The organism is Caldisericia bacterium, assembly GCA_030018355.1.
Taxonomy (GTDB): Bacteria; Caldisericota; Caldisericia; order B22-G15; family B22-G15; genus JAAYUH01.
In genome coordinates this window covers 1-22,301 of the sequence record JASEFN010000003.1, presented here as the reverse complement: position 1 = coordinate 22,301, position 22,301 = coordinate 1, and the positions used below count along the sequence as shown (strand labels likewise).

Sequence of the window (22,301 nt, the reverse complement as noted above, 5' to 3'; positions counted from 1 at the left end):
TAATTTTAACAGGTTATTTAAAAAGATATTCTTTTTGTTATTTTAAGTTTTGTGGTTATTATTTTATCGGAAGAAAATATTTTTGTTGCGATATAAAGACAAATTAGAAAGAAAAGAATTTCATAAAAAATTCCTAATATTGGAATTAGATAATTACCTAATGAAAGGTATGTATTAGCCATAAATGGATGTGAAAAAGGAATAAGGAAAATAATTATTTTAAAAATAAATGGTAAGGAATTTAAATCCATAAATAGAGAAAGAAAATAAGGAATTAAAACCATAACCATAAGTGGAGTTAAAAGGGTTTGTGCGCTTTGAACACTATCTGCATAAACTGCGAGAATAGTTGCAAGTGAAAGTGCACAAAGAATACCAAAAAATAGAGAAATTCCCAAAACTATATATGTAGTTGTATTAAATGTTAATCCAAGATCACTTAAAATCTTTGAAATATCTTGTGTTGAACTTGTAAAAAATCTTGACCCTGTTATCCCAGTAAGGTAGCTTCTCATTCCAATTATATAAATAGCTGACATAATCAAAGCAATAACACCAGAACTTAACATTTTTGCAAAAATTATTGAGGTTCTATTTATTGGTATAGTTAAAAGCGTTTCAAGGGTTTTATTTTCTTTTTCTTGTGCAATTGAGGAAGCAATCATTTGAGAGGAAAAAATAATAACAATCATTAAAATGATTGGAATAAAAGCGCTTTGTGATGTAATTGCATTTGCTATTGTTTCAATGGTTGTTTCTGAAATTTTATCTTTAACAATTACAAAACTTTTTACATTTACTGGTCTTTTAATAGATTGTGGATTCATTCCAAAAAAGCGCTCTGATATATATCTATCTGAAATTGACTCATTTATACTATTTAAAATAGCGTTTGTTGAGACTGAATGCATTATATTTACAAAGGAGAGTCCTGTTAATATACTATAGGTTTCAATTTCTGTTGGTATATATCTTGAGATATTGTCTTGAAATCCAAATGGTATTACTATTAAGGTTTGAATTCTTTCCTTTTTAATTAATTCTTTAGCGTCTTCCTTTGAAAGTGATTTCTCAAGTAATTTTACTTTAAAATTACTGTTTGATAATATATTTATAATCTCTTTTGATAAGAATGTATCATCATAATCTAAAATTGCAACTTCTTTAGGTTCAGTTGCTTTTTTTGTCTCTTTACCAACAATATTACCAATTATTGAAAACAAAACTACCATAATAACTAAAGGTATTATGAGTTGTAGTGTGATTAAACTTTTGATCTCTTTTTTAAATAAAACCAAAAACTTTTTCATCTATTCACTACCTCCATAAAAACTTCTTCAATATTTCTTGCATTAAATTCCTTTTTTAATTCATCTGGTTTTCCTTGAATTAAAATTCTTCCTTTATCAATTAAAGCAATCCTATCTGAAAGAAACTCAACTTCAAGCATATTATGAGATGAAAGAAGAACTGTTGTACCATTTCTTGTAAACTCTTTTATAATTTTTCTTATTTCAATTGAATTTATTACATCAAGACCTGAAGTTGGTTCATCAAGAATTGCAAGTTTTGGATAATGCATTAAACTTCGTGCAAGAAGAAGTTTTCTAACCATTCCCTTACTATAACTTCCGATTTTATCCTTTATTCTATCACCAAGACTTGCAATTTCTATTGCATTTTTTATATATTTTTCTTTGGTATTTGAATCTTTTGCATAAAGAGATGCCATAAAATCAAGATAATCTAAACCTGAGAGAGATTTATAGGCACCTGCTTCTTCTGGAAGATAACTAATTATTTCTCTTATTTTATCAGATTGAGTTTTAAGATCATACCCAAATACCTTAATTTCTCCTTCAGTTGGAGATAGTATTGTTGCTATTATTCTTAAAGTTGTTGTTTTTCCAGCACCATTTGGTCCAATTAAGCCAAAAATTTCTCCTTCTTCAATCTCGAAAGAGATATTATCAACTGCTTTAAGATCTCCATAAAATTTGGTTAAATTTTTTACACTTACAACACTCATGGCTTTAAGGAATATTCCAAATAAACTCTCTATTTATGTCATTGTATTCATTTTGCAACTTTTGTTTATGTGAATTTTCAAATTCAATTAATGAATGAAGTAAATCTTTATCTTCATTCGATTCAACCGCTTGAAGAAGTTCAAAATAAAATTTTATAGCATTATTTTCTGCTTCTATTGCTGCACTTAAAATTTCTATTGCATTGCTCTTTGAATTTAAACCAAACTTTTCTAATTTTAAATTTGGATCAAAAACAAACCCAGGAATCTCTTCAAAATCTTTATTATAAAGTTCTTTATATCTCTTCTCAAGAATTGACTTATGCCTTGCCTCTTCATTTGATAGTGATTCCATTAAGGTTTTTGACTTTTTATTAACAATTAACTTTGAAACATCAGAATAAAATTTTGATGCTTGTAATTCTCCCTGTATAGCCTTTCTAAGAACTTCTTCTCCTAAAACTTTGATCATAATAAAACCTCCTTAAATTTTGTTATTTAGATTATAACATAAATTGAAATAACAAAATTTATAACCTTGTGCTTTTAATTATTGTAATTTATAATAAAATTGGTAAATTATTTAAAAATTAAAACAAAAGGAGGTAGATTTTAATAATGGAAAAAAAGAGAGTAGGAATTCTTGATTGGTATTTTAAACCAAACCTACTCCTGAGAATTCTAATTGGGTTAGTAATTGGTATTATTGTGGGTTTAATTGTTGGTCCTAAAATTGAAGTTGTTCAACCATTAGGTGATTTATTGATTAGATTATTGAAAATGATAGTTGTGCCAGTTATCTTCTTCTCCCTTATAACAGGTGCTGCAAGTATAGCACCATCAAAACTTGGTAGAGTTGGTGTAAAAATAATTGTTTATTATCTCATAACTACAGTATTAGCAGTTATAATAGGATTAATCTTTGCAAATCTCCTGAAACCTGGGGTTGGGTTAACTCTACCAGGAGAAGCACCTGGTAAAGAATTAACTGCTCCTTCAGTAGTCCAAACACTTCTAAATATAATACCAACAAACCCTGTTGAATCTCTTGCAAAAGGTGATGTTTTACCAATTATCTTTTTTGCATTAATATTTGGAATTGCAATATCAATTCTAAGAGAAAGTCCTGATGAAAGGTTAAGAGAAGGCGCAAATCTTGTTTATAAGTTTTCTGATGCTGCAGCAGAGATAATGTATAAAATTGTTGGCGGAGTTCTTCAATACGCACCAATTGGTGTTTTTGCATTAATTGCTGTTGTTTTTGGAAAACAAGGAGCAAAAGCATTTGGTCCTCTTGGAATGGTTACTTTAACAGTTTATATTGGTCTTGCAGTACATCTCTTTTTAGTTTATGGTGGTGCTCTATCTTTATTTGGTTTGTCTTTCTATAAATTCTTAAAAGGTGCAAAAGAAGCAATGCTAACTGCTTTTGTTACAAGAAGTTCAAGTGCAACTCTTCCAATTACAATGAAAAACACAGATGAAAATTTAGGTGTTCCTAAATCTATTTACTCTTTCACTCTTCCACTTGGTGCAACAATTAACATGGATGGTACATGTTTATATCAAGGAGTCTGTACTCTTTTTGTTGCATTTGCAGTTGGAGCACACTTAACTTTTTCTCAACAGATGATAGTAGTTTTAACTGCAACACTTGCCTCAATTGGAACAGCAGGCGTCCCAGGTGCAGGTGCAATTATGTTGCTTATGGTATTAAATTCAGTTGGGTTTAAAGTAGAAGCAGGAACAGCAGTTGCAGCAGCATATGCAATGATTCTTGGAATTGATGCTATTTTAGATATGGGAAGAACATGTCTTAATGTAACAGGAGATATGGTTGGAACAGCAATAGTTGCAAAAACTGAAAAAGAACTTGATTTATCAAAATGGAAATAGGCGAAAGAATAATTGGTGTAATAGGTGGAATGGGTCCAGAGGCAACTCTGGACCTTTTTTATAAAATTTTAAAAAATACAAAGGCAGAAAAGGATCAAGATCATATTCATTTAATAATAGATAATTATCCTCAAATCCCTGATAGAACTATGTATTTACTTGGCAAAGGAGAAAATCCACTTCCATATATATTAAAATCTGCTAAAAATCTTGAAATGTTAGGAGTTTCAGCAATATGTATGCCATGTAATACTGCTCACTATTTTGTGAATGAAATAAAAAAAGAGATAAAAGTACCATTTTTAAGTATAGTCGACTCTGTCATCGAAGAGATTAAAGAAAATTATAAGAATATTAAAAATGTTGGACTTATCGCTACTGAGGGAACAATAATTGGAAAAGTATATGAAACACCCATCAAAAAGGAGGGTTTAAATATTATTATAAGAAAAGATTTAATTAATGATGTAATGAAAATAATTTATTCAATAAAAGGGGGAAAAATAAAAGAAAATATAGATCTTTTCAATAAAATAGTTGAAGAATATATAAATAGTGGATCTCAAGTTATTATTGCAGGTTGTACTGAAATTCCACTATTATTTCCATACATAGAGATTAAAGTTCCAATTATCGATTCAACTCTTTGTCTTGCAAAAAAAGTTATAAAATTTGCAAAAGGGATTAATAAAGAACCTTAAATAAAAAAAGGCCTCTTGATGAAACTTTTTTTTCTCCAAGGTAATGTTTTTTTGAATTTAAAGCTTCTAACAAAATATCACTTTTTAAATTTCTTCTTTCAATTTCAAGAAGAGCCCCAACCATTCTTCTTATTTGATGCCTTAAGAAAGATTTTCCAAAAAAATATAAAATAATAAAATTTCCCTTTTTTATTAAATTTGTTTCATATATTTCTTTTATTGTTGACTCTTCCTTTCTCTCTTCTTCAGTTGTAAAACTTGAAAAGTCCTTTATACCCTCAAAAATTTTTAAATTTTTTTTAATTCTTTCGATATTAATTTCATAAGGAAACCACAAAGAATATCTATCAATTATAGGATGAGGAGTATCTTTTGAATTATTAATAAAAAAAAGATAAATTTTACCTTTAGAATCAAACCTTGAAGAGAAAGTGTTTTCTACTTCAATTGATTCTTTAACTCTTAAATCTTGAGGCAATTTATCATTTAAAATATTTTTAAATCTATCACCTGGAATATTTGTCTCAACTAAAAAGTTTGCAACTTGACCAATGGCATGAACTCCTCTATCTGTTCTACTGGCAAAAGTTATTTTTATTTCATTAATTTTTAAAATTTTTGATAAACAGTTTTCAAGAACTCCTTCAACTGTTCTAAAATTTTCATTTTTTTGAGTACCAAAAAAATTTGTTCCATCATACATTAAAGTTAGTTTTATATTTTTTATCATTTTATGAAATAAGATAAAACTCCAAGAAAAAGAATTAATATAAGAAAAATTGTATCACTTTTATGCCAGATAAGACGTCTCATGTATGTTCTTTTCTTTCCTGGTTGAAAACATCTAACCTCCATTGCAATTGCAAGATCTTCTGCTCTTCTAAAAGCAGAGATGAAAAGTGGAATAAGTATTGGAATTAAATTTTTTGACCTTTTAATAATATTTCCTTCATATAAATTTGCACCTCTACTTATTTGAGCAACAATAATTCTATCTGCTTCTTCTACAAGAACTGGGATAAAACGTAAAGCAATTGTTATCATCATAATGATTTCAGATGAGGGAAAACCAATTTTGTTTAATGGAAGTGTTAAAAATTCTAATCCTCTTGTTAATTCAAGAGGAGATGTGGTAAAAGTTAAAATTGATGAAATAAAAATTAAAAGGATAAGTCTTGTTCCAATAAATATTCCCCTTGTTAAACCTTCATAAGTCAATTTCAAAAAAAACAAATTAAGAAGAGATTTTCCAGGTGTAAAGAAAAAGTGGAAGAAAATAGTTATAATAAGAAGAATAAAAATTGGTTTTAAACCCTTTAAAACATGTTTTAGTGGAATTCTTGATAATATAAAAAAGGACATTATTAAAATAAAAATTGGAATGAATGAAGTTATAGTTTTGTAAACAAATATCATAATCATGAGGAAAAGAAAAGAAATAATCTTTGCTCTTGGATCAATTGTGTATAAAAAGCCAAAACCTGGATAATATTGTCCAATTACGATTGAATCTTTACTAATCATAAAAGTTCCTTAATATTTCTTTTTTTGCAATTTCAAAATCTTTAAAAGATGAGTTAATAATAAAACCCTCTTTTTTTAACTCTTCTCCCAATTGAAACAATTCTGGTACAGAGAGATCATAATTTTCTAATAATTCTTTATTTTTAAAAACTTCATCTGTTTTGCCTTCTAAAACAACTCTTCCATTATTTAATATGTAAACCCTATCAATAAATTGAACAATATCTTCCATTGAATGAGAAATCATAATTATTGTAACTTTTCTTTCATCTTTTAGTTTTTTAATTAAAGAAATAATATCTTCTCTTCCTATTGGATCTAAACCCGATGTTGGTTCATCTAAAACAAGTATTTTTGGCTCCATTGATAAAATACAAGCAATTGCAACTCTTCTTTTTTCACCACCGGATAATGAAAATGGAGACCTCTCAAGATAACTCTCATCTAGCCCAACCTCTTTAATTGAATTTAAAACTCTTATTCTTATTTCATCATCATTTAAACCTAGATTTTTAGGTCCAAAAGCAATATCTTCATAAACTGTTTCAGCAAAAAGTTCATCTTCTGGAAATTGAAAAACTATTCCAACAATTCTTCTTAAATTTTTTAAAAATTTTTTATCATTTTTAATAGTTTCCCCGAAAATTTTAACTTCTCCTTGTTGTGGAAGAAGTATACCATTAAGATGTTGAATTAATGTTGATTTTCCACTTCCTGTATGGCCTAAAATTCCAATTGCTTCTCCTTCATAAACTATCATATTAATATCTCTTATTGCTTCTTTTTCATAAGGAAGACCTTTTGAATATGTGTATGTTAAATTCTTAATTTCAATTGCAGGAGTTCTTCCTTCAACTCCTTTATATTCCATAACTTAACCTCAATTGGCATTCCTTCATTTTTCAATAAATAAGAAAGATATGTTAACGGTGGAACAGAAAGACCAATATTTCTTAAAAATTCAACTTTTGTAAAAACATATTCTGGTTCTCCTGACATAACAATTTCACCATCATTTAAAACATAAACTTTATCACCCAGCATCGCTTCTTCCATTCTATGAGTTATTAGAATTATGGTTATCCCCTTTTTATTTAATCTTGTTATTAATTTGATAACATCCCCCCTTCCTTTTGGATCAAGCAAAGAAGTTGGTTCATCTAAAACAATATATTCTGGTTCCATTACAAGTATTCCAGCAATTGCGAGTTTTTGTCTTTGCCCTCCAGAAAGAAAGTGAGGAGGAAACCTTCTTTCTTCAAGAAGGTCAACTTCAAGTAAAACCTCCTCAACCTTCTTTTTTATAGTTTCCTCATCATAGTTTAAATTCTCTAATCCAAAAGCAACATCTTCCTCAACAATTTGAGATACAATTTGATTATCAGGATTTTGAAAAACCATTCCAATCTTTTTTCTTATTTCAAGATAATCAATTTCACTTTTAACCTTTTTTCCATCAAATAAAATTTCACCCTGAGTTGGTTCTAATAAAAAAGAAATAATTCTACCAAGGGTAGATTTACCAGAACCATTCTTTCCGATTATTGATATAAATTCACCTTTATTAATTTTTAAGTTGATGTTTTTTAAAACATCAACCTTCTCAGGAACAAAATAAGAGAAGTAAATATTTTTAAGTTCAATCACTCTTTAACAAGTTCAAGTACTACTAATTTAGCTCCGTCTCCTCTCCTTTCTCCTAAGGGTACAATTCTTGTATAACCACCATCTCTTCCTTCAAATTTATCTTTTATCTCTTCTAAATGTTTACCTGCCTCTTTTGAAAGTAGAATCGAATAAATTTGTCTTTTTGCATGAAGTGTATCTTTTTTAGCAAGATTTATAATTTTATCTGCAATTTTTCTTGCTTCTTTTGCTCTTGCTTCTGTGGTTATAATTTTTTCCTTTAAAATAAGAGAGGTAACTAAATTTCTCAACATCATTTTTCTATGAGATGGATATCTATTCAACTTTCTATAACCAACTTTATGCCTCATCGCTTATCTCCTTTCTTAAAGATAAATTCCATTTTTTTAATCTATTTTCAATCTTTTTTACAACTTTTGAAGATAAATTGAATTTTTCAGATAAAAGATCATCATGAGAAAGTTTAATTAAATCTTTTAAGGTTTTCACTCCTCCAAGTTTTAAAACATTTAAATCATCCATAGAAATAGAAAGTTCAGTTGCAACTTCTTCAATAGATCTATTTAAAATACTTTCTTCTTCTGCTTCCTCACTATAATTTTTTAAAACATCTTCAATTTCAGAAAGATATTTTTCACCAATACCTTTCAAATCTTTAAGACCACCAGATAGAAACTCTTTTTTAAGTTGTGATAAAGTTTCAATACCTTCACTTATTAAAACTTTCTTTACTTTTGTTGATAAAGGCAATAACTCAACACTAATCTCTTTTTTCTCCTCTTCAACTTTAAGTTCTGAAAGAATTCCCATATAGTAATTAAGAATATTTATTGCTTCCTTTACTGATTCTCTTGGAGTTAATGCTCCATTTGTCCAAATTTCAAGAGTTAATTTTTCTCTCTTTGGGAAGGGAGCGACATCTGAAGAAGAAACTTCAAAATTTACTTTTTTTACTGGAGAGAAATTTGTATCAATAAAAATTGTATCAATTGGAAATCCTGGCTCTTTATTTTCTGAATCAAGTAGATATCCAAAACCTCTTTTAACATAAAGAAGCATCTCAACTTCACCCTTTTTATCAGTTATAGTAAAAAGGTGTAAATCAGGATTTACAATTTCTATGTTTGGATTTGGATCAATATCTTTTGCTTTTACTTCTTTTTCTCCTTTAACATGAAGGTGAAGTTTGTCTCTTTCAAGATTTCCTTTTAAAACAAGTTGTTTAATATTATAAATTATTTGAGGAACATCTTCATATACATATGGAATAGTTGTAAATTCATGAGTTATTCCTTTAATTTCAATTGCATATACTCCATATCCTGTAATAGATGAAAGGAGAACTCTTCTTAAAGCATTTCCAATTGTGATTCCATAACCTCTATAAAGTGGATCAATTACTACTTTTAAATAATTATTATTATCTTCTAAAATTTTAATTTTAGGTTTGCCTGCTAAATATTCCATATTAACTCCTATTTAGAATAGAACTCAACAACAAGTTCCTCTTTGATTGGAGTATCTATTTGATCTCTTGTTGGGATTGAGTTTACAGTGATTTTTAAATTATCAAAATCTGTAGAAAGCCATGAAGGAACAAATGATCTTGTCTCAATTGCTTGAATAACTTGAGGAATATTTCTTGCTTTTGGCTTTAATTCAATTATGTCTCCTGGTTTTACTTCATATGAAGGTATATTTACTGTTTTTCCATTTACTTTTACATGACCGTGATTTACAAGTTGTCTTGCAGAGGATCTTGAAATTGCAAGACCTCCTCTAAAGATAACATTGTCTAATCTTCTCTCAAGGAGTTCAAGAAGTTTCTCACCAGTTGGAATTTTTCTTTGTGCATTTGCTCTTTCAAAGTAAAGTTTAAATTGTCTTTCCATAACTCCATAAATTTTTCTTAATTTCTGTTTTTCCCAAAGGTGAATTGCATAGTCTGATGGTTTTGCTTTTCTTCTCATTCCTTGAACACCAGGAGGTGAAAATTTTCTCTCAAGTGCACACTTTCTTGAATAACATCTTTCACCTTTTAGAAAAAGTTTAACTCCTAATCTTCTACATATTCTACATTTTGGTTTAGTTATCTTAGCCATATCTTAATACCTCCTTATACTCTCCTTCTTTTTGGTGGTCTACAACCATTATGTGGAATTGGTGTAATGTCTTTAATGGATTTAACAATAAGACCTCCTGTTTGAAGTGCTCTTACTGCAGTTTCTCTTCCAGGGCCAGGACCTTTAACAAAAACATCAGCATATTTTGCACCAAGCATACTAACTTTTTTTGCAACATTTTCTGCAGCAACTTGAGCAGCAAATGGAGTTCCTTTTTTGGTTCCTTTAAAACCACTGGTTCCTGCAGATCCCCAAGTAATTACATTACCATCTTTATCAGTAACTGTAACAATTGTGTTGTTAAATGTTGAATTTATATACACATTCACATTTTCATCTACTCTTCTTTTTTTCTTTGTCTTAGCCATCCTTTATCCTCCTTTATTTACTACCAACAGTTTTTCTTGGACCTTTTCTTGTTCTTGCATTTGTTCTTGTCCTTTGACCTCTAACAGGAAGTCCTCTTTTATGTCTATATCCTCTGTAACAGTTTATGTCAATTAATCTTTTAATATTTGAAGCAATCTCTTTTCTTAAATCACCTTCAACTTTATAGTGTTTTGGAATATAATCGTTTAAATTATTTATCTCTTCTGGAGTAAGATCTTTAACTTTTTTATTAGGATCAATGTTTAAATTTTTAATTATTTCTTTTGCTCTTGATAAACCAATTCCATAAATATAAGTTAATGCAATATCTATTCTTTTGTTTTTAGGCAAATCAACTCCAACAACTCTTGCCACTTTTACCTCCTTAACCTTGTTTTTGTTTATGTTTAGGGTTAGAGCAAATAATCATAACTCTTCCCTTTCTTTTTATAACTTTACACTTAGGACAAATTCTCTTAACAGATGATCTAACTTTCATTATTTCCTCCTTTAAGAAATTCTATATACTATTCTTCCCTGGGTTGGGTCATATTTTGAAATCTGAATCCTAACCTTGTCCCCAGGAAGAACTCGAATAGAATTTAATCTCATTTTCCCACTTACAAATGCTTTTATAATTTTTCCATTTGGTAATTTAACTTTAAAGTGCATATCAGGAAGTGCTTCTACTACAACTCCTTCAACTTCAATATACTCTTTGTCTTTCATCTTATCTCCTCAGGTGAAGTTAAAATTATTGGACCACTCTTTGTAATAGCAATTGTATGTTCAAAGTGAACAGCAGGTTTACCATCTTTTGTTTTAACAGTCCAACCATCTTTATCTACATAAACTTCTCCACTTCCCATACATATCATAGGTTCAATAGCAAAAGTCATACCTTCTTTTATATATGGACCACTGTTTTTCTCTCCAAAGTTTGGTACCTCTGGTTCTTCATGTAATTTTCTTCCTATTCCATGGCCAATAAATTCTTTTACAACTGAATAACCAAAACTTTTCGAATTAAGTTCAATTGTATTAGATATATCTCCAATTCTATTCCCTATCTGTGCAATAGAAATTGCTTTATACATGACTCTTTCACCAAACTCAATTAATTTCTTTTTATCTTCATCAATTTCACCAACTGGAACAGTATAAGCCATATCAGAGTAATATCCTTTATACATTAATCCTAAATCTAAAGATACAAGATCTCCATTTTTAAAAACTTTTTCTTTAAGCGGAAATCCATGAATTACCTCTTCATTAATAGAGATACATATTGAATATGGATAACCTCTATATCCTTTAAAAGCAGGAACTGCACCATAAGAAACAATTCTCTCTTCAGCAAACTTATCAAGTTCAAAAGCAGAAACTCCTTCTTTAACCATATCTTTTAGTTGATCCATTATCTCATACAAAATAATTCCTGCCTCTCTCATAATTTCAATTTCTCTTTTGCTTTTCAATATAATCATCTATAATCTTTGAAATATCATTAAAAACTTCGTTAACTTCTCTATTTCCATTAATTCTGCAAAGTTTCATCCTTTTTTCATAGAATTCAACTAAAGGATAAGTTTTTTGTTTAAATTCATCAATTCTTTTTTGAATAACATCAACTTTATCATCTTCTCGAGTCACAAGTTTTTCTCCATCAAAATCACATATTTCATCTTTTTTTGGTTTGTCTAAGTAGATATTGTAAATCCTACCACATTTAGGACATATTCTTCTACCAGATAACCTTTTAATAATTATCTCCTCTGGAACATCAATATAAAGAACAATATTAACTTCTTTGTTTTTCTCTTTTAAAAAATTTTCAAAGGCCAAAGCCTGATTTAAAGTTCTTGGATATCCATCAAGTATAAAATTTTCCAAATTATTTATTTTATCAAAAACTATCTCATTTACAAGTTCATCACTTACAAGTTTTCCTTGTCTAACTATCTCTTTCACTTTAACTCCTAAAGGAGTACTCTTTTCAATATTTTCTCTAAAGATATCACCAGTTGCGAAATATGGAATATTGTATTTTTTCATAATGAGTTTTCCTTGCGTTCCTTTTCCTACACCAACATTTCCAAGAAGTATAATTATCATCACTTCAAAAGACCCTCGTAATGACGCATTTTAACATAGGCATCAATTTGTTGAATTGTTTCAAGTGCAACACCAATTATAATTAGAATTGATGTACCACCAAAATAAAATGCTCTAATCTGAGTTGCGCCAAAGAAAAAGTTAGGAACAATTGCAATTAAACCAAGAATTAAAGCAGATGGAAATGTAACTCTATTAATAATTCTTGCTATGTATTGTGTTGTTGCTTCTCCTGGTCTTACTCCTGGAATAAATCCTCCCCATTTTTTAAGATTTTCAGATAGTTCATTTGGATTAAATGAAATTTCAGTATAGAAATAAGTGAAGAATACAACAAATAAGAAGAAAAATAAATTATACCAAAATGAATTTGATTTAGTTAATGCTTTACCTATAGCATCAATCCATGTACCAGGGAAAAATTGACCAATTGTTGCTGGAAAAGTTAAAAATGCTGAAGCAAAAATAATTGGTAGTATTCCTGCCTGAATTAACCTTAAAGGAATATATGTTGATTGACCACCATACATTCTCCTTCCAACTATTCTTTTAGCATATTGAACCGGTACTCTTCTTTCAGATTGATAAAGATATAAAATCCCAAGAAGAATAGCAAGAAATCCTAAAATAGTAAAGATAATTTGAGGAAGAGTTATACCACCTGTTTTTCCATATAATCTGACAATTTCACCAACTCCTACGGGAATTCTACTAATAACTCCAGCAAAAATTATAAGCGAAACTCCATTTCCAATTCCCTTTTCTGTTATCGTTTCTCCCATCCAGAAAAGCACATAAGTTCCTGCAACTAAAGTTAAAATTATCGTAAATTGAGAGAGAAGTCCTTTTGCAGTAACAAAACCTTGGTTTGAAAAAGTAATTAAAAGAGCACCAGCCTCAATTAAAGCAAGGAAAAATGTGAGGTACTTTGTCCACATTGCAATTTTTCTTCTTCCTTCTTCACCGCCTTCTCTCATTAGTTCTTCAAGTTTGGGGAAAATAGCACCTAAAAGTTGCATAATAATTGATGCGTTAATATAAGGAAAAACACCAAGTGCAAAAATTGAAAAGTTTGAAAGTCCTCCACCAGCAAAAATATCAATCAAACTCAAAAGCCCACCTTGGGTTACAGCATCTTTCAAGAGATCTCTATTTACTCCTGGAACAGGAATAAAGGTTCCTAATCTAAAAAGAGCAAACATAAAAAGTGTAAAAATTATTCTTCCTCTTAATTCTTTTATTCTAAGCGCATTTTTCAAAAGACTCCACATCTTCTCACCTCAACAGAATGCACTTTCCTTGAGCCTTCTCAATTTTCTCTTTTGCAGTTTTACTAAAAGAGTGAGCCTCAAAATTGAGCGGAAAAGAGATTTCACCTTCTCCAAGAATTTTTAGATATTTAATTCTTTTTTCAATTAAACCCTTTTCTTTCAATGTTTGTAAGTTTACAGTATCTCCTTCTTTAAAATGATCAACAATATCTTTTATATTTAAAGATGCAATTTCTTTAAGATTTTTAAGGGATTTATTTTTAATTCCTCTAAGTTGAGGTAATCTTTTGTATATTGGAGTTTGACCACCTTCAAACCATACTTCTTTTCCTCTCCCACTTCTTGATTTTTGACCTTTGTTTCCGTATCCACAATTTTTACCAGCACCAGATCCTGGACCTCTTCCCACTATAAACTTTTTTTTATGGGGAAATGGATTCTTAAGATTAGAAAGTTTTATCATTCTTTCTCCTCCTTAGGTCTCTTCTTGCCAAGAATTTCCATTTTTTCTTTATAAGTTATTAAACTTTTTAACGCTTCAATAGTTGCAAAAGCCACATTTACTTGGTTATTTGATCCAAATGATTTAGAAAGAACATCTTTAACTCCTGCTTTCTGAAGAATTGCTCTTACTGGTCCACCTGCTATTATTCCAGTACCCGGAACTGCTGGTTTTAAAAATACTTTTGCTGCTCCCCATTTTCCCCAAACTTCATGAGGGATTGTGGTGCCTTTAAGTGGAATTTCAATTGAATCTTTTTTTGCCCTATTAACTGCTTTTCTTATTGCATCTGGAACTTCACTTGCTTTACCAAGACCAACACCAACTTTACCACTTCCATCACCAACAACAACAAGTGCTCTAAATTTTAATCTTTTACCACCTTTTGTTACTTTTGCAACTCTTCTTACTTGTATTAATTGTTCCTCATATGAAGTTACTTCAAGTTCTTCATGGTCTATCATATCTTCCTCCTAAAATTCAATACCAACATTTCTCATTTCATCACAGAGAATTTTTAGATTCCCGTGATATTTAAATCCGCCTCTATCAAATACAATCTTTTTTATTCCTTTTTCAAGAAGTTTTTCACCAAATTTTTTACCAAGAAGTGCATGAATTTCTTTTTTTGTTTTTCCTTTAATTTCATCTCTTATTTCTTTTGAAAGAGTTGATAACGCAAGAAGTGTATGGCCTTTAGTATCATCTATTGCTTGAAGATAAATGTGTTTTAAACTTCTATAAAAAGAAACTCTTGGTCTATCTGGAGTTCCTCTTATTTTCTTTCTTATTCTTATGTGTCTGATTTTTCTTCTTTCATTACGAGATTGAATTTTAATCATAAGTAACCTCCGTTATTATGCACCTTTACTAAGTGCTTTTCCTGCTTTCTTTCTAATAATTTCATCTTCATATCTTACACCCTTTCCTTTATATGGATCTGGATCTCTAAGTTTTCTTATGTTTGCTGCAACTTGACCAACAAGTTCTTTATCAAAACCTCTTACATAAATTTTAATATCTTTTTCAACACTAAATTCTATCCCTGGCGGTGGCTCCATTTCTATTGGATGCGTATAACCTAAATTAATAATGAGTTTTTTACCTTGAAGTTGGGCTTTATAACCTACACCCTGAAGGATAAGGGCTTTTTGAAATCCTTCTGTTACTCCGATAATCATATTATTAATTAATGCTCTATAAGTTCCGTGCAATGCTTTTGTTTCTTTTAAATCATTTTTTCTTTCTACTACAATTGAATTATCAACTATCTTAACATTTAATACATCAGGAATTTTTCTTGAAAGTTCACCTTTTTTTCCTTTAACATAAATTTCTCTATCTTTTATTTCAACAATAACATCTTTGGGTATCGGAATTGGTTTTTTTCCAATTTTTGACATTTTATACCTCCTTACCAAATGAGAAGAAGAACTTCTCCACCTTCTCCTAATTTTTTTGCTTCTCTGTCAGTAACTATTCCTTTAGAAGTTGAGAGAATCGCCATACCTATTCCATTAAGAACTTTAGGAATCTCATCTTTTCCAACATAAACTCTTCTACCTGGTTTTGAAACTCTTTCTATGCCTAAAATAGCCCTCTCTTTATTTCTGCCATACTTCATATATATTTTTATTGTTTTTTTGTTATCTTTATCTATAATCTCAAAATCTTTAATGTAACCTTCTTCTTTAAGAATTTGAACAATTGCTCTTTTCATATTTGAATAAGGAACATCTATTTCTTCTTTATAAACCATATTTGCATTTCTAATTCTTGTAATCAAATCAGCAATTGGATCTGTTAACAAGTGTATCACCTCCTACCAACTCGCTTTCTTCATACCAGGTATATAACCCGAGTGAAAATATTTTCTAATACACATTCTGCAGAGCCCAAAATCATTATATACTGCTCTTGCTCTTCCACATATTTTACATCTGTTAACTTTTCTTGTTTTATATTTGGGCTCTTTTTTTGCTTTTTCTATCATTGCTTTCCTTGCCATTTATGCCTCCTTTTTCTTTCTTTCAAATGGAAATCCTAACAATTCAAGTAATGCTTCTGCCTCTTCATCAGTTTCTGCAGTTGTAACAATTGTAATATCAAAACCTCTAATTTTATCTACTTTATCATAATCAATTTCTGGAAATATAAGTTGCTCCTCAACTCCAAATGTGTAATTTCCTCTACCATCGAAACTTTTTCTTGACAGACCTTTAAAGTCTCTAATTCTTGGTAGTGCTACATTAATAAGTTTTTCAAAAAATTCTTCCATTCTTTTTCCTCTAAGAGTAACTTTCGCTCCAATTATCATTCCTTTTCTAACTTTAAAAGAAGCGATAGATTTTTTAGCCTTAATAAAAATTGGTTTTTGACCAGTTATCAATTTAAACTCTTCTTCAGTTTTTTCAACTGCCTTTGGATCTTGAGTTGCATCTCCAATTCCTCTATTCACTACAATTTTAACAATCTTTGGAACTTCCATTATATTTTTATAATTAAATCTTTCCATTAATTTTGGAGCAATCTCCATCCACTTAGCCTTTAGATATCCCATTTCTCCTCCTGTTATACTTTATCAATTATTTCACCACATTTTTTGCAAACTCTGACTTTTTCTCCACTTTCTAAAAAAAGCATGCCGATTCTGGTTGGATTTTTACAATGAGAGCAAATGAGTTGAACTTTCCAATAATAAATTGGTGCCTCAACTTCTTTTTTTCCACCTTCTGGATTCTCCTGTGTCGGTCTAAAATATTTTTTTATAATATTTACACCTTCAACTATTACTTTTTTTTCTTTGGGTAAAACTTTAAGAACTTTTCCAATTTTTCCTTTATCTTTTCCAGAAATTACCTTAACAGTGTCGCCCTTTTTAATTCTCAACTTCATCTTATACCACCTCTGCTGCAAGTGAAATAATTTTTAAATAACCTTTTTCTCTTAATTCTCTACAAACAGGACCAAATATTCTTGTACCTTTTGGATTTCCTTCATCATCTATAATTACAACTGCATTGTCATCAAATCTAAGGTATGATCCATCAGGTCTTCTTATTTTATTTCTTGTTCTAACAATCACACCTTTACCAACAGCACCTTTAGGAATCGGACTTTTCGGAATAGCGTCTTTTACAGTAAAAACAATTACATCACCAACTCTTCCATATTTTTTATTCGAACTACCTAAAACTCTTATACATAAAACCTCTTTAGCTCCAGTATTATCTGCAACTTTTAATCTACTATATGGCCTGATCATCATTAACCTCCATAATCTCTTCTTCAACTCTTTTAACAACTCTTCTAACTCTCCATCTTTTTAATTTGGAGAGCGGTCTTGTTTCCTCAATTTCAACTATATCTCCTATGTTTAATGGAATTTCTGTATGAGCATAAAATTTTGAGAATCTTTTTATTATTTTTTTATATCTTGGATGTTCAATCATTCTTTCAACTTTCACAACAACTGTTTTCTGCATTTTATTTGAAGATACAACTCCAATTAAACTTTTTTTCATTGTGTCTTCTCCTTCTCTTTTAATATAGTTAATATTCTTGCAATATCTTTTCTTACAAATCTAATTCTTACAGGATTTTTAAGTTGATGTGTAATTTGTTGAAATCTAAGATTGAAAAGTTCTCTTCTCAAATCTTCAAGTTTTCTTTTTAATTCATCAACAGTTAACTCTCTCAATTCTTTTGCCTTCATCTTTATCCCTCTCTTTTTACTATTTTTGTTTTAATTGGTAATTTATCTTGAGCAAGTTCAAGTGCTCTAATTGCATCCTTTTCAGGAACACCTTCAAGTTCAAAAAGAATTCTTCCTGGTTTAACAACTGCTACCCAATATTCTGGATCTCCTTTTCCACCACCCATTCTTGTTTCTGCTGGTTTTTTTGTAACAGGTCTATCAGGAAAAATTCTTATCCACATTTTTCCTGATTTATGAGCAACTTGTGTTAATGGCAATCTTGCTGCTTCAATTTGTCTTGCTGTTATCCAACCTGGTTCAAGTGCTTTAAGTCCTATATCACCAAAAGCAAGTTTATTTCCTCTTGTGGCTATTCCTTTAGCCCTTATTCTATGTTGTTTTCTCCATTTAACTCTTTCGGGCATCAACATATTACACCTCCAATTGTTCTCTATTGAATCTTCTAACTGGAATATCTCCTCTATAAATCCAAACTCTAACTCCAATAACTCCAAATTTTGTAACAGCAGGCACATAAGCGTAATCTATATCTGCTGTTAAAGTTTGAAGAGGAACTCTTCCTTCTTTAAACCATTCAGTTCTTGCAATTTCTGCTCCCTCTAATCTTCCAGAACATTGAACCTTTATTCCTTTTGCTCCTGCTTTCATTGCTCTTGCAATTGTCTGTTTCATTGCTCTTTTATAAGATGCTCTTTTTTCGATTCTATCTGCAATAAATTCCGCTTGAAGTTTTGCTGAAAGTTCTGGTTTTTTGATTTCAACAACTTTTATATCAAGTTTCTTATTACCAATTATCTCTTGAATTTCATTTCTCAACTTTTCTATGTTTGCTCCACCCTTACCAATTAGAACTCCTGGTCGTGCACTGAAAATTAAAACTCTAACTTGCTCTCCTTTTCTATAAATTTCAGTTGAAGATACAGCAACATCTCTTCCAAGTTCATCAATTTTGTTTCTAATCATTAGGTCTTCGAGAAGAATCTTAGGAATATCTTTTTTTGGAGCAAACCAGAAAGCCTTCCACTCTTTTGTTATACCTAATCTAAAACCTAAAGGATTACACTTTTGTCCCATTACTCCTCCTTTTTCTCCTCAACATACACAGTTATATGAGATAGTGGTCTTCTAATTATATCTGCTCTTCCCATTGCTCTGGGAAGAACTCTTTTCATAACAGGCCCTTGATCAACAAAAATTTTTTTAATGTATAAAGACTCTTCATCCATTTGATAATTATTCTTAGCATTTGCAATCGCTGATTTAATTGTTTTAGCAATAGGAATTGCTGCTCTATTAGGAACAAATTTTAAAGATTTTAATGCGAGTTTAGCATTCATTCCTCTAACCATATTAGCAATTTTTCTTGCTTTTTTGGGTGAAATTCTAACGAATCTTGCTTGTGCTTTAACTTCCATATTATCCTCCTCTACTTCAATGCAGTGGACCTCTCGGTAGGTCTATTATGTGCTCTGAAAGTTCTTGTGAATGCAAACTCACCAAGTTTATGACCAACCATTGCCTTAGTAATATAAACTGGGATATGAACCTTTCCATTATGAACAGCAATTGTATGTCCAACCATTTCCTCGGTTATAGTTGAATCTCTACACCAAACTTTAATTATCTTTTTTTGACCTTTTTCATTCATTTCTCTTATCTTTTTAAGAAGTTTTGGATCAACATATTTTTCTCTAGCCATCTCTACCTCCTCCTTTTAACAATAAATTTTGAACTTGGCTTTTTCATCTTTCTTGTCTTCTTTCCAAGAGTTGGTTTACCCCAAGGAGAAAGTGGAGATGGATGTCCAATTGGTGCTTTACCTTCACCACCACCATGAGGATGGTCAACTGGATTCATTGCTGAACCTCTAACATGTGGTCTTCTTCCAAGGTATCTTGACCTTCCTGCTTTACCTAATTGAACATTTTCATGATCTACATTTCCGACTTGTCCTATTGTTGCACGACAATTTAAATTAATAAGTCTTATTTCACCTGAAGGAAGTTTAACCTGAGCATATTTTTCATCTTTTGATAAAATTTGAGCATATGACCCAGCAGAACGAGCAATTTGAGCTCCTTTACCAGGAATAAGTTCAATGTTGTGAATAATAGTTCCAACTGGTATATTTCTTAAAAAAGTTGCGTTTCCAGGTTTTAGAGGAACATTTTCTCCTGAAAGAACTGTATCACCTACATTTAATCCAAGTGGTGCTATAATGTATCTTTTTTCACCATCTGCATATGTAATCAATGCAATTCTTGCAGATCTATTTGGATCATATTCAATTGAAGTAACTTTACCTGGAATTCCATCTTTATCTCTTTTAAAGTCTATAATTCTATATAACCTTTTGGTTCCACCACCTCTAAATCTAATTGTTATTTTACCCTGATTGTTTCTTCCGCCTTTTTTTCTTAAACCTATTGTTAAACTTTTTTCAGGTTCTTTTTTTGTTATATCACTATTATCCAAATAAGTTGCATTCCTTCTACCAGGACTTGTTGGTTTAACTTTTATTATTCCCATTTTTTACACTCCTTTCAAAAATTCAATTGAGTAACCTTCTTTTAAGGTTACTATTGCTTTTTTACCATCTGGAGTTTTAGTGAAAAGGTATCTTATTCTTCTCTTCTTTGGATATTTTTTCACTATATTCACATCTTCAACTTTAACATTAAACATCTCTTCTACTGCTTTTTTAACCATTTCTTTATTTGCATCTTTATGAACAAGAAAAACATATTTTCTTTCATTTATAAGTCTTTGACTTTTTTCAGATATAACTGGTCTTATTAAAACTCTTTCAAACATTTGCCCACACCTCTTTTACCTTTTCATATGCTTCTTTTGTTAATACAAGATTTTCATGTTTCAAAACATCATATGTATTTAAAAATCTAAAATGAATTGGCAAAACTTTAGGAATATTTCTCATACTAAGCAAAACCTCTCCATTTTCATCAGAGAAAACAAAAAGTGTTGAACTCATGAGATTGAGTTTGTTTAAAAGTTGAACTGCATCTTTTGTGCTTGGTTTCTCAAATTTTATTCCACTAACAACAAAAAATTTATTTTCACTAAGTTTTGCACTGATTGCAGAGAGAAGACCTAATCTTTTTACTTTTTTAGGAATTTCAATTCTAAAACTTCTTGGTTTTGGACCAAAGACAACTCCTCCACCTTTCCATAATGGTGAACGAATGGAACCTTGTCTTGCTCTACCAGTACCTTTTTGTCTCCAAGGCTTTCTACCACCACCTCTAACTTCTCCTCTCTTTTTAGTTGAAGCAGTTCCTCTTCTTAAAGCATTTCTAATGTATCTTATTGATAAAAATAGAGAGTGATAATGTGGTGGTATAGAAAATGCCTCTGGAATCTCTTCACTTTCCAAAACTTTACCTTCTATATCATAAACTGGTATATTCATTATTCACCTCTCACCAAAACAATACTTCCATTTGGACCAGGTACAGCACCCTTAAGCCCAAGTAAATTATTGTCTGTATCAATAAAAACAACTTCTAAATTTCTAACTGTTACTGTGTCTAAACCCATATGACCAGGCATTCTTTTTCCTTTAAAAACTCTTTGTGGTGTCAATCTGTTTCCAATTGATCCAATTCTTCTATGAGATGTAGAACCATGAGAATCAAAACCACCACCCATTCCCCATCTCTTCATAACTCCTTGAAACCCTTTTCCTTTTGAAACTCCTGTAACTTTTACCTTTTCACCTTTTTTGAAAATATTCACATCAATAGTATCGCCAACTTCTTTATCAAAATCTCTTATCTCTTTTAAATATTTAAAAAATTCTCCTACCCTTTTCATATGTCCAAGTAGTGGTTTGTTTAATCTTTTTTCTTTTACAGGCTCAAATCCAAGTTGAACTGCAAGATATCCGTCTTTTTCAGGGGTTTTCTTCTGAACAACTTTACAAGGCCCTGCCTTTAGAATTGTAACTGGAATTACTCTATTCTCTTCAAAAATTTGTGTCATTCCAATTTTTTTAGCAATTATGCCTTTCATAACTTTCTCCTTATAACTTAATTTCAATATCAACTCCTGCTGGTAAATCAAGATCCATAAGTGCTTTTGTTGACTCTGGTGTAGGGTTTAAAATATCAATAAGTCTTTTATGTATTCTTAACTCAAGTTGTTCTCTTGAATCTTTATCTATGTTTGGTGCTCTCAAAAATGTATAAAGGGTTCTTTCTGAAGGAAGAGGTATTGGACCAGAAACTTCAACTCCAAGTTTTTTAAGTGTATTCACAATTAGAGCAGCAGAAATATCTAAAACTCTGGAGTCAAAAGATTTTAATTTTATTCTTACTCTACTTTTTGTCTCTCTCATAATTCACCTACTCAATAAGTTTTGAAACAACACCTGCTCCAACAGTTCT

General features: G+C 30.2%; 39 protein-coding genes. 2 read left to right on the top strand and 37 right to left on the bottom strand.

All coding sequences use genetic code 11. The annotated features are described in order from the left end of the window. Window positions 1-17: 17 nt before the first annotated feature. From QMD25_03450 to QMD25_03440, 3 genes are read right to left on the bottom strand one after another with little or no spacing between them, the layout of a single operon-like run. Window positions 18-1,310, bottom strand: coding sequence for an ABC transporter permease (locus QMD25_03450; protein MDI6861056.1), 1,293 nt, complete (start codon window positions 1,308-1,310; stop codon window positions 18-20). After that, complete coding sequence (locus tag QMD25_03445) at window positions 1,307-2,029, bottom strand: ABC transporter ATP-binding protein (GenBank protein MDI6861055.1); 723 nt, start codon at window positions 2,027-2,029, stop codon at window positions 1,307-1,309. The genes QMD25_03450 and QMD25_03445 overlap by 4 nt, the downstream gene beginning before the upstream one ends. 4 nt (window positions 2,030-2,033) lie before the next feature. Beyond that, window positions 2,034-2,501: a ferritin family protein gene (locus QMD25_03440; protein MDI6861054.1), complete on the bottom strand. Its 468-nt coding sequence runs from the start codon at window positions 2,499-2,501 to the stop codon at window positions 2,034-2,036. Between the two features lie 146 nt (window positions 2,502-2,647). Here QMD25_03440 and QMD25_03435 point away from each other — a divergent pair, with 146 nt between their 5' ends. Together QMD25_03435 and QMD25_03430 are read left to right on the top strand one after the other, a co-directional pair. After that, complete coding sequence (locus tag QMD25_03435; protein ID MDI6861053.1) at window positions 2,648-3,925, top strand: dicarboxylate/amino acid:cation symporter; 1,278 nt, start codon at window positions 2,648-2,650, stop codon at window positions 3,923-3,925. Next, window positions 3,916-4,626 (top strand): amino acid racemase, encoded by a 711-nt coding sequence (locus tag QMD25_03430; GenBank protein ID MDI6861052.1) that lies wholly within the window; start codon window positions 3,916-3,918, stop codon window positions 4,624-4,626. The genes QMD25_03435 and QMD25_03430 overlap by 10 nt, the downstream gene beginning before the upstream one ends. On the opposite strand, the gene truA is transcribed toward QMD25_03430, so the two are convergent. From truA to rpsJ, 34 genes are read right to left on the bottom strand one after another with little or no spacing between them, the layout of a single operon-like run. Then, the gene (truA, locus tag QMD25_03425) at window positions 4,610-5,356 is read right to left on the bottom strand and encodes a tRNA pseudouridine(38-40) synthase TruA (GenBank protein MDI6861051.1); all 747 of its coding nucleotides are present in this window, start codon (window positions 5,354-5,356) and stop codon (window positions 4,610-4,612) included. The two genes, QMD25_03430 and truA, sit on opposite strands and share 17 nt — an antisense overlap. Continuing rightward, window positions 5,353-6,150, bottom strand: a complete 798-nt coding sequence (locus QMD25_03420) for an energy-coupling factor transporter transmembrane component T (protein ID MDI6861050.1) — start codon at window positions 6,148-6,150, stop codon at window positions 5,353-5,355. The genes truA and QMD25_03420 overlap by 4 nt, the downstream gene beginning before the upstream one ends. Beyond that, window positions 6,143-7,021, bottom strand: a complete 879-nt coding sequence (locus tag QMD25_03415) for an energy-coupling factor transporter ATPase (GenBank protein MDI6861049.1) — start codon at window positions 7,019-7,021, stop codon at window positions 6,143-6,145. The genes QMD25_03420 and QMD25_03415 overlap by 8 nt, the downstream gene beginning before the upstream one ends. Beyond that, window positions 6,967-7,797, bottom strand: coding sequence for an energy-coupling factor transporter ATPase (locus tag QMD25_03410; protein ID MDI6861048.1), 831 nt, complete (start codon window positions 7,795-7,797; stop codon window positions 6,967-6,969). The genes QMD25_03415 and QMD25_03410 overlap by 55 nt, the downstream gene beginning before the upstream one ends. Beyond that, complete coding sequence (gene rplQ, locus QMD25_03405; GenBank protein ID MDI6861047.1) at window positions 7,794-8,147, bottom strand: 50S ribosomal protein L17; 354 nt, start codon at window positions 8,145-8,147, stop codon at window positions 7,794-7,796. Before rplQ ends, QMD25_03410 begins: the two co-directional genes overlap by 4 nt. Next, window positions 8,137-9,264 carry a DNA-directed RNA polymerase subunit alpha gene (gene rpoA, locus QMD25_03400; protein MDI6861046.1) on the bottom strand — a complete coding sequence of 376 codons (1,128 nt, stop codon included), beginning with the start codon at window positions 9,262-9,264 and terminating at the stop codon, window positions 8,137-8,139. The genes rplQ and rpoA overlap by 11 nt, the downstream gene beginning before the upstream one ends. An 8-nt stretch (window positions 9,265-9,272) precedes the next feature. After that, on the bottom strand, window positions 9,273-9,899 hold the full coding sequence (gene rpsD / locus QMD25_03395; protein ID MDI6861045.1) for a 30S ribosomal protein S4: 627 nt from the start codon (window positions 9,897-9,899) through the stop codon (window positions 9,273-9,275). 14 nt (window positions 9,900-9,913) lie between these two features. Continuing rightward, complete coding sequence (gene rpsK / locus QMD25_03390; protein ID MDI6861044.1) at window positions 9,914-10,288, bottom strand: 30S ribosomal protein S11; 375 nt, start codon at window positions 10,286-10,288, stop codon at window positions 9,914-9,916. Between the two features lie 13 nt (window positions 10,289-10,301). Continuing rightward, window positions 10,302-10,664: a 30S ribosomal protein S13 gene (gene rpsM, locus QMD25_03385; GenBank protein MDI6861043.1), complete on the bottom strand. Its 363-nt coding sequence runs from the start codon at window positions 10,662-10,664 to the stop codon at window positions 10,302-10,304. A 10-nt stretch (window positions 10,665-10,674) separates the two neighbouring features. Beyond that, a complete protein-coding gene (gene rpmJ, locus QMD25_03380; GenBank protein MDI6861042.1) occupies window positions 10,675-10,788 on the bottom strand; it encodes a 50S ribosomal protein L36 in 114 nt (37 codons plus the stop codon). Window positions 10,789-10,799: 11 nt separating this feature from the next. Beyond that, window positions 10,800-11,018: a translation initiation factor IF-1 gene (gene infA / locus QMD25_03375; protein MDI6861041.1), complete on the bottom strand. Its 219-nt coding sequence runs from the start codon at window positions 11,016-11,018 to the stop codon at window positions 10,800-10,802. Continuing rightward, entirely contained in the window at window positions 11,015-11,776 is a 762-nt protein-coding gene (gene map, locus QMD25_03370; GenBank protein ID MDI6861040.1) for a type I methionyl aminopeptidase, read from the bottom strand. The genes infA and map overlap by 4 nt, the downstream gene beginning before the upstream one ends. Next, on the bottom strand, window positions 11,745-12,404 hold the full coding sequence (locus QMD25_03365; protein MDI6861039.1) for an adenylate kinase: 660 nt from the start codon (window positions 12,402-12,404) through the stop codon (window positions 11,745-11,747). Before QMD25_03365 ends, map begins: the two co-directional genes overlap by 32 nt. Beyond that, window positions 12,404-13,675 (bottom strand): preprotein translocase subunit SecY, encoded by a 1,272-nt coding sequence (secY, locus tag QMD25_03360; GenBank protein ID MDI6861038.1) that lies wholly within the window; start codon window positions 13,673-13,675, stop codon window positions 12,404-12,406. Before secY ends, QMD25_03365 begins: the two co-directional genes overlap by 1 nt. A gap of 4 nt (window positions 13,676-13,679) precedes the next feature. Next, complete coding sequence (gene rplO, locus QMD25_03355; GenBank protein MDI6861037.1) at window positions 13,680-14,138, bottom strand: 50S ribosomal protein L15; 459 nt, start codon at window positions 14,136-14,138, stop codon at window positions 13,680-13,682. Continuing rightward, entirely contained in the window at window positions 14,135-14,641 is a 507-nt protein-coding gene (gene rpsE / locus QMD25_03350) for a 30S ribosomal protein S5 (protein MDI6861036.1), read from the bottom strand. The genes rplO and rpsE overlap by 4 nt, the downstream gene beginning before the upstream one ends. Before the next feature lie 9 nt (window positions 14,642-14,650). Continuing rightward, the gene (gene rplR, locus QMD25_03345) at window positions 14,651-15,019 is read right to left on the bottom strand and encodes a 50S ribosomal protein L18 (protein MDI6861035.1); all 369 of its coding nucleotides are present in this window, start codon (window positions 15,017-15,019) and stop codon (window positions 14,651-14,653) included. A gap of 15 nt (window positions 15,020-15,034) precedes the next feature. Beyond that, window positions 15,035-15,580 carry a 50S ribosomal protein L6 gene (rplF, locus tag QMD25_03340; GenBank protein MDI6861034.1) on the bottom strand — a complete coding sequence of 182 codons (546 nt, stop codon included), beginning with the start codon at window positions 15,578-15,580 and terminating at the stop codon, window positions 15,035-15,037. Between the two features lie 11 nt (window positions 15,581-15,591). Then, window positions 15,592-15,987, bottom strand: a complete 396-nt coding sequence (gene rpsH / locus QMD25_03335) for a 30S ribosomal protein S8 (GenBank protein MDI6861033.1) — start codon at window positions 15,985-15,987, stop codon at window positions 15,592-15,594. A 12-nt stretch (window positions 15,988-15,999) separates the two neighbouring features. Further along, a complete protein-coding gene (locus tag QMD25_03330) occupies window positions 16,000-16,185 on the bottom strand; it encodes a type Z 30S ribosomal protein S14 (protein MDI6861032.1) in 186 nt (61 codons plus the stop codon). After that, window positions 16,186-16,737, bottom strand: a complete 552-nt coding sequence (rplE, locus tag QMD25_03325) for a 50S ribosomal protein L5 (GenBank protein ID MDI6861031.1) — start codon at window positions 16,735-16,737, stop codon at window positions 16,186-16,188. Between the two features lie 11 nt (window positions 16,738-16,748). Continuing rightward, a complete protein-coding gene (rplX, locus tag QMD25_03320; GenBank protein ID MDI6861030.1) occupies window positions 16,749-17,072 on the bottom strand; it encodes a 50S ribosomal protein L24 in 324 nt (107 codons plus the stop codon). Window position 17,073: 1 nt separating this feature from the next. Further along, window positions 17,074-17,442 (bottom strand): 50S ribosomal protein L14, encoded by a 369-nt coding sequence (gene rplN / locus QMD25_03315; GenBank protein ID MDI6861029.1) that lies wholly within the window; start codon window positions 17,440-17,442, stop codon window positions 17,074-17,076. Further along, the gene (gene rpsQ / locus QMD25_03310; GenBank protein ID MDI6861028.1) at window positions 17,426-17,701 is read right to left on the bottom strand and encodes a 30S ribosomal protein S17; all 276 of its coding nucleotides are present in this window, start codon (window positions 17,699-17,701) and stop codon (window positions 17,426-17,428) included. Before rpsQ ends, rplN begins: the two co-directional genes overlap by 17 nt. After that, a complete protein-coding gene (gene rpmC / locus QMD25_03305) occupies window positions 17,698-17,892 on the bottom strand; it encodes a 50S ribosomal protein L29 (GenBank protein ID MDI6861027.1) in 195 nt (64 codons plus the stop codon). Before rpmC ends, rpsQ begins: the two co-directional genes overlap by 4 nt. A 2-nt stretch (window positions 17,893-17,894) precedes the next feature. Continuing rightward, entirely contained in the window at window positions 17,895-18,305 is a 411-nt protein-coding gene (gene rplP / locus QMD25_03300; protein MDI6861026.1) for a 50S ribosomal protein L16, read from the bottom strand. A 1-nt stretch (window position 18,306) separates the two neighbouring features. After that, window positions 18,307-18,969, bottom strand: coding sequence for a 30S ribosomal protein S3 (gene rpsC / locus QMD25_03295; protein ID MDI6861025.1), 663 nt, complete (start codon window positions 18,967-18,969; stop codon window positions 18,307-18,309). Next, window positions 18,969-19,310, bottom strand: coding sequence for a 50S ribosomal protein L22 (gene rplV / locus QMD25_03290; protein ID MDI6861024.1), 342 nt, complete (start codon window positions 19,308-19,310; stop codon window positions 18,969-18,971). Before rplV ends, rpsC begins: the two co-directional genes overlap by 1 nt. A gap of 11 nt (window positions 19,311-19,321) precedes the next feature. Further along, a complete protein-coding gene (gene rpsS / locus QMD25_03285) occupies window positions 19,322-19,594 on the bottom strand; it encodes a 30S ribosomal protein S19 (protein ID MDI6861023.1) in 273 nt (90 codons plus the stop codon). A gap of 2 nt (window positions 19,595-19,596) precedes the next feature. After that, the gene (gene rplB / locus QMD25_03280; protein ID MDI6861022.1) at window positions 19,597-20,424 is read right to left on the bottom strand and encodes a 50S ribosomal protein L2; all 828 of its coding nucleotides are present in this window, start codon (window positions 20,422-20,424) and stop codon (window positions 19,597-19,599) included. Window positions 20,425-20,427: 3 nt separating this feature from the next. After that, window positions 20,428-20,709 (bottom strand): 50S ribosomal protein L23, encoded by a 282-nt coding sequence (gene rplW, locus QMD25_03275; GenBank protein ID MDI6861021.1) that lies wholly within the window; start codon window positions 20,707-20,709, stop codon window positions 20,428-20,430. Next, on the bottom strand, window positions 20,702-21,325 hold the full coding sequence (gene rplD / locus QMD25_03270) for a 50S ribosomal protein L4 (GenBank protein ID MDI6861020.1): 624 nt from the start codon (window positions 21,323-21,325) through the stop codon (window positions 20,702-20,704). Before rplD ends, rplW begins: the two co-directional genes overlap by 8 nt. Next, complete coding sequence (gene rplC / locus QMD25_03265) at window positions 21,325-21,927, bottom strand: 50S ribosomal protein L3 (GenBank protein ID MDI6861019.1); 603 nt, start codon at window positions 21,925-21,927, stop codon at window positions 21,325-21,327. Before rplC ends, rplD begins: the two co-directional genes overlap by 1 nt. A gap of 10 nt (window positions 21,928-21,937) precedes the next feature. Continuing rightward, window positions 21,938-22,252, bottom strand: a complete 315-nt coding sequence (rpsJ, locus tag QMD25_03260; protein MDI6861018.1) for a 30S ribosomal protein S10 — start codon at window positions 22,250-22,252, stop codon at window positions 21,938-21,940. Between the last annotated feature and the right edge of the window lie 49 nt (window positions 22,253-22,301).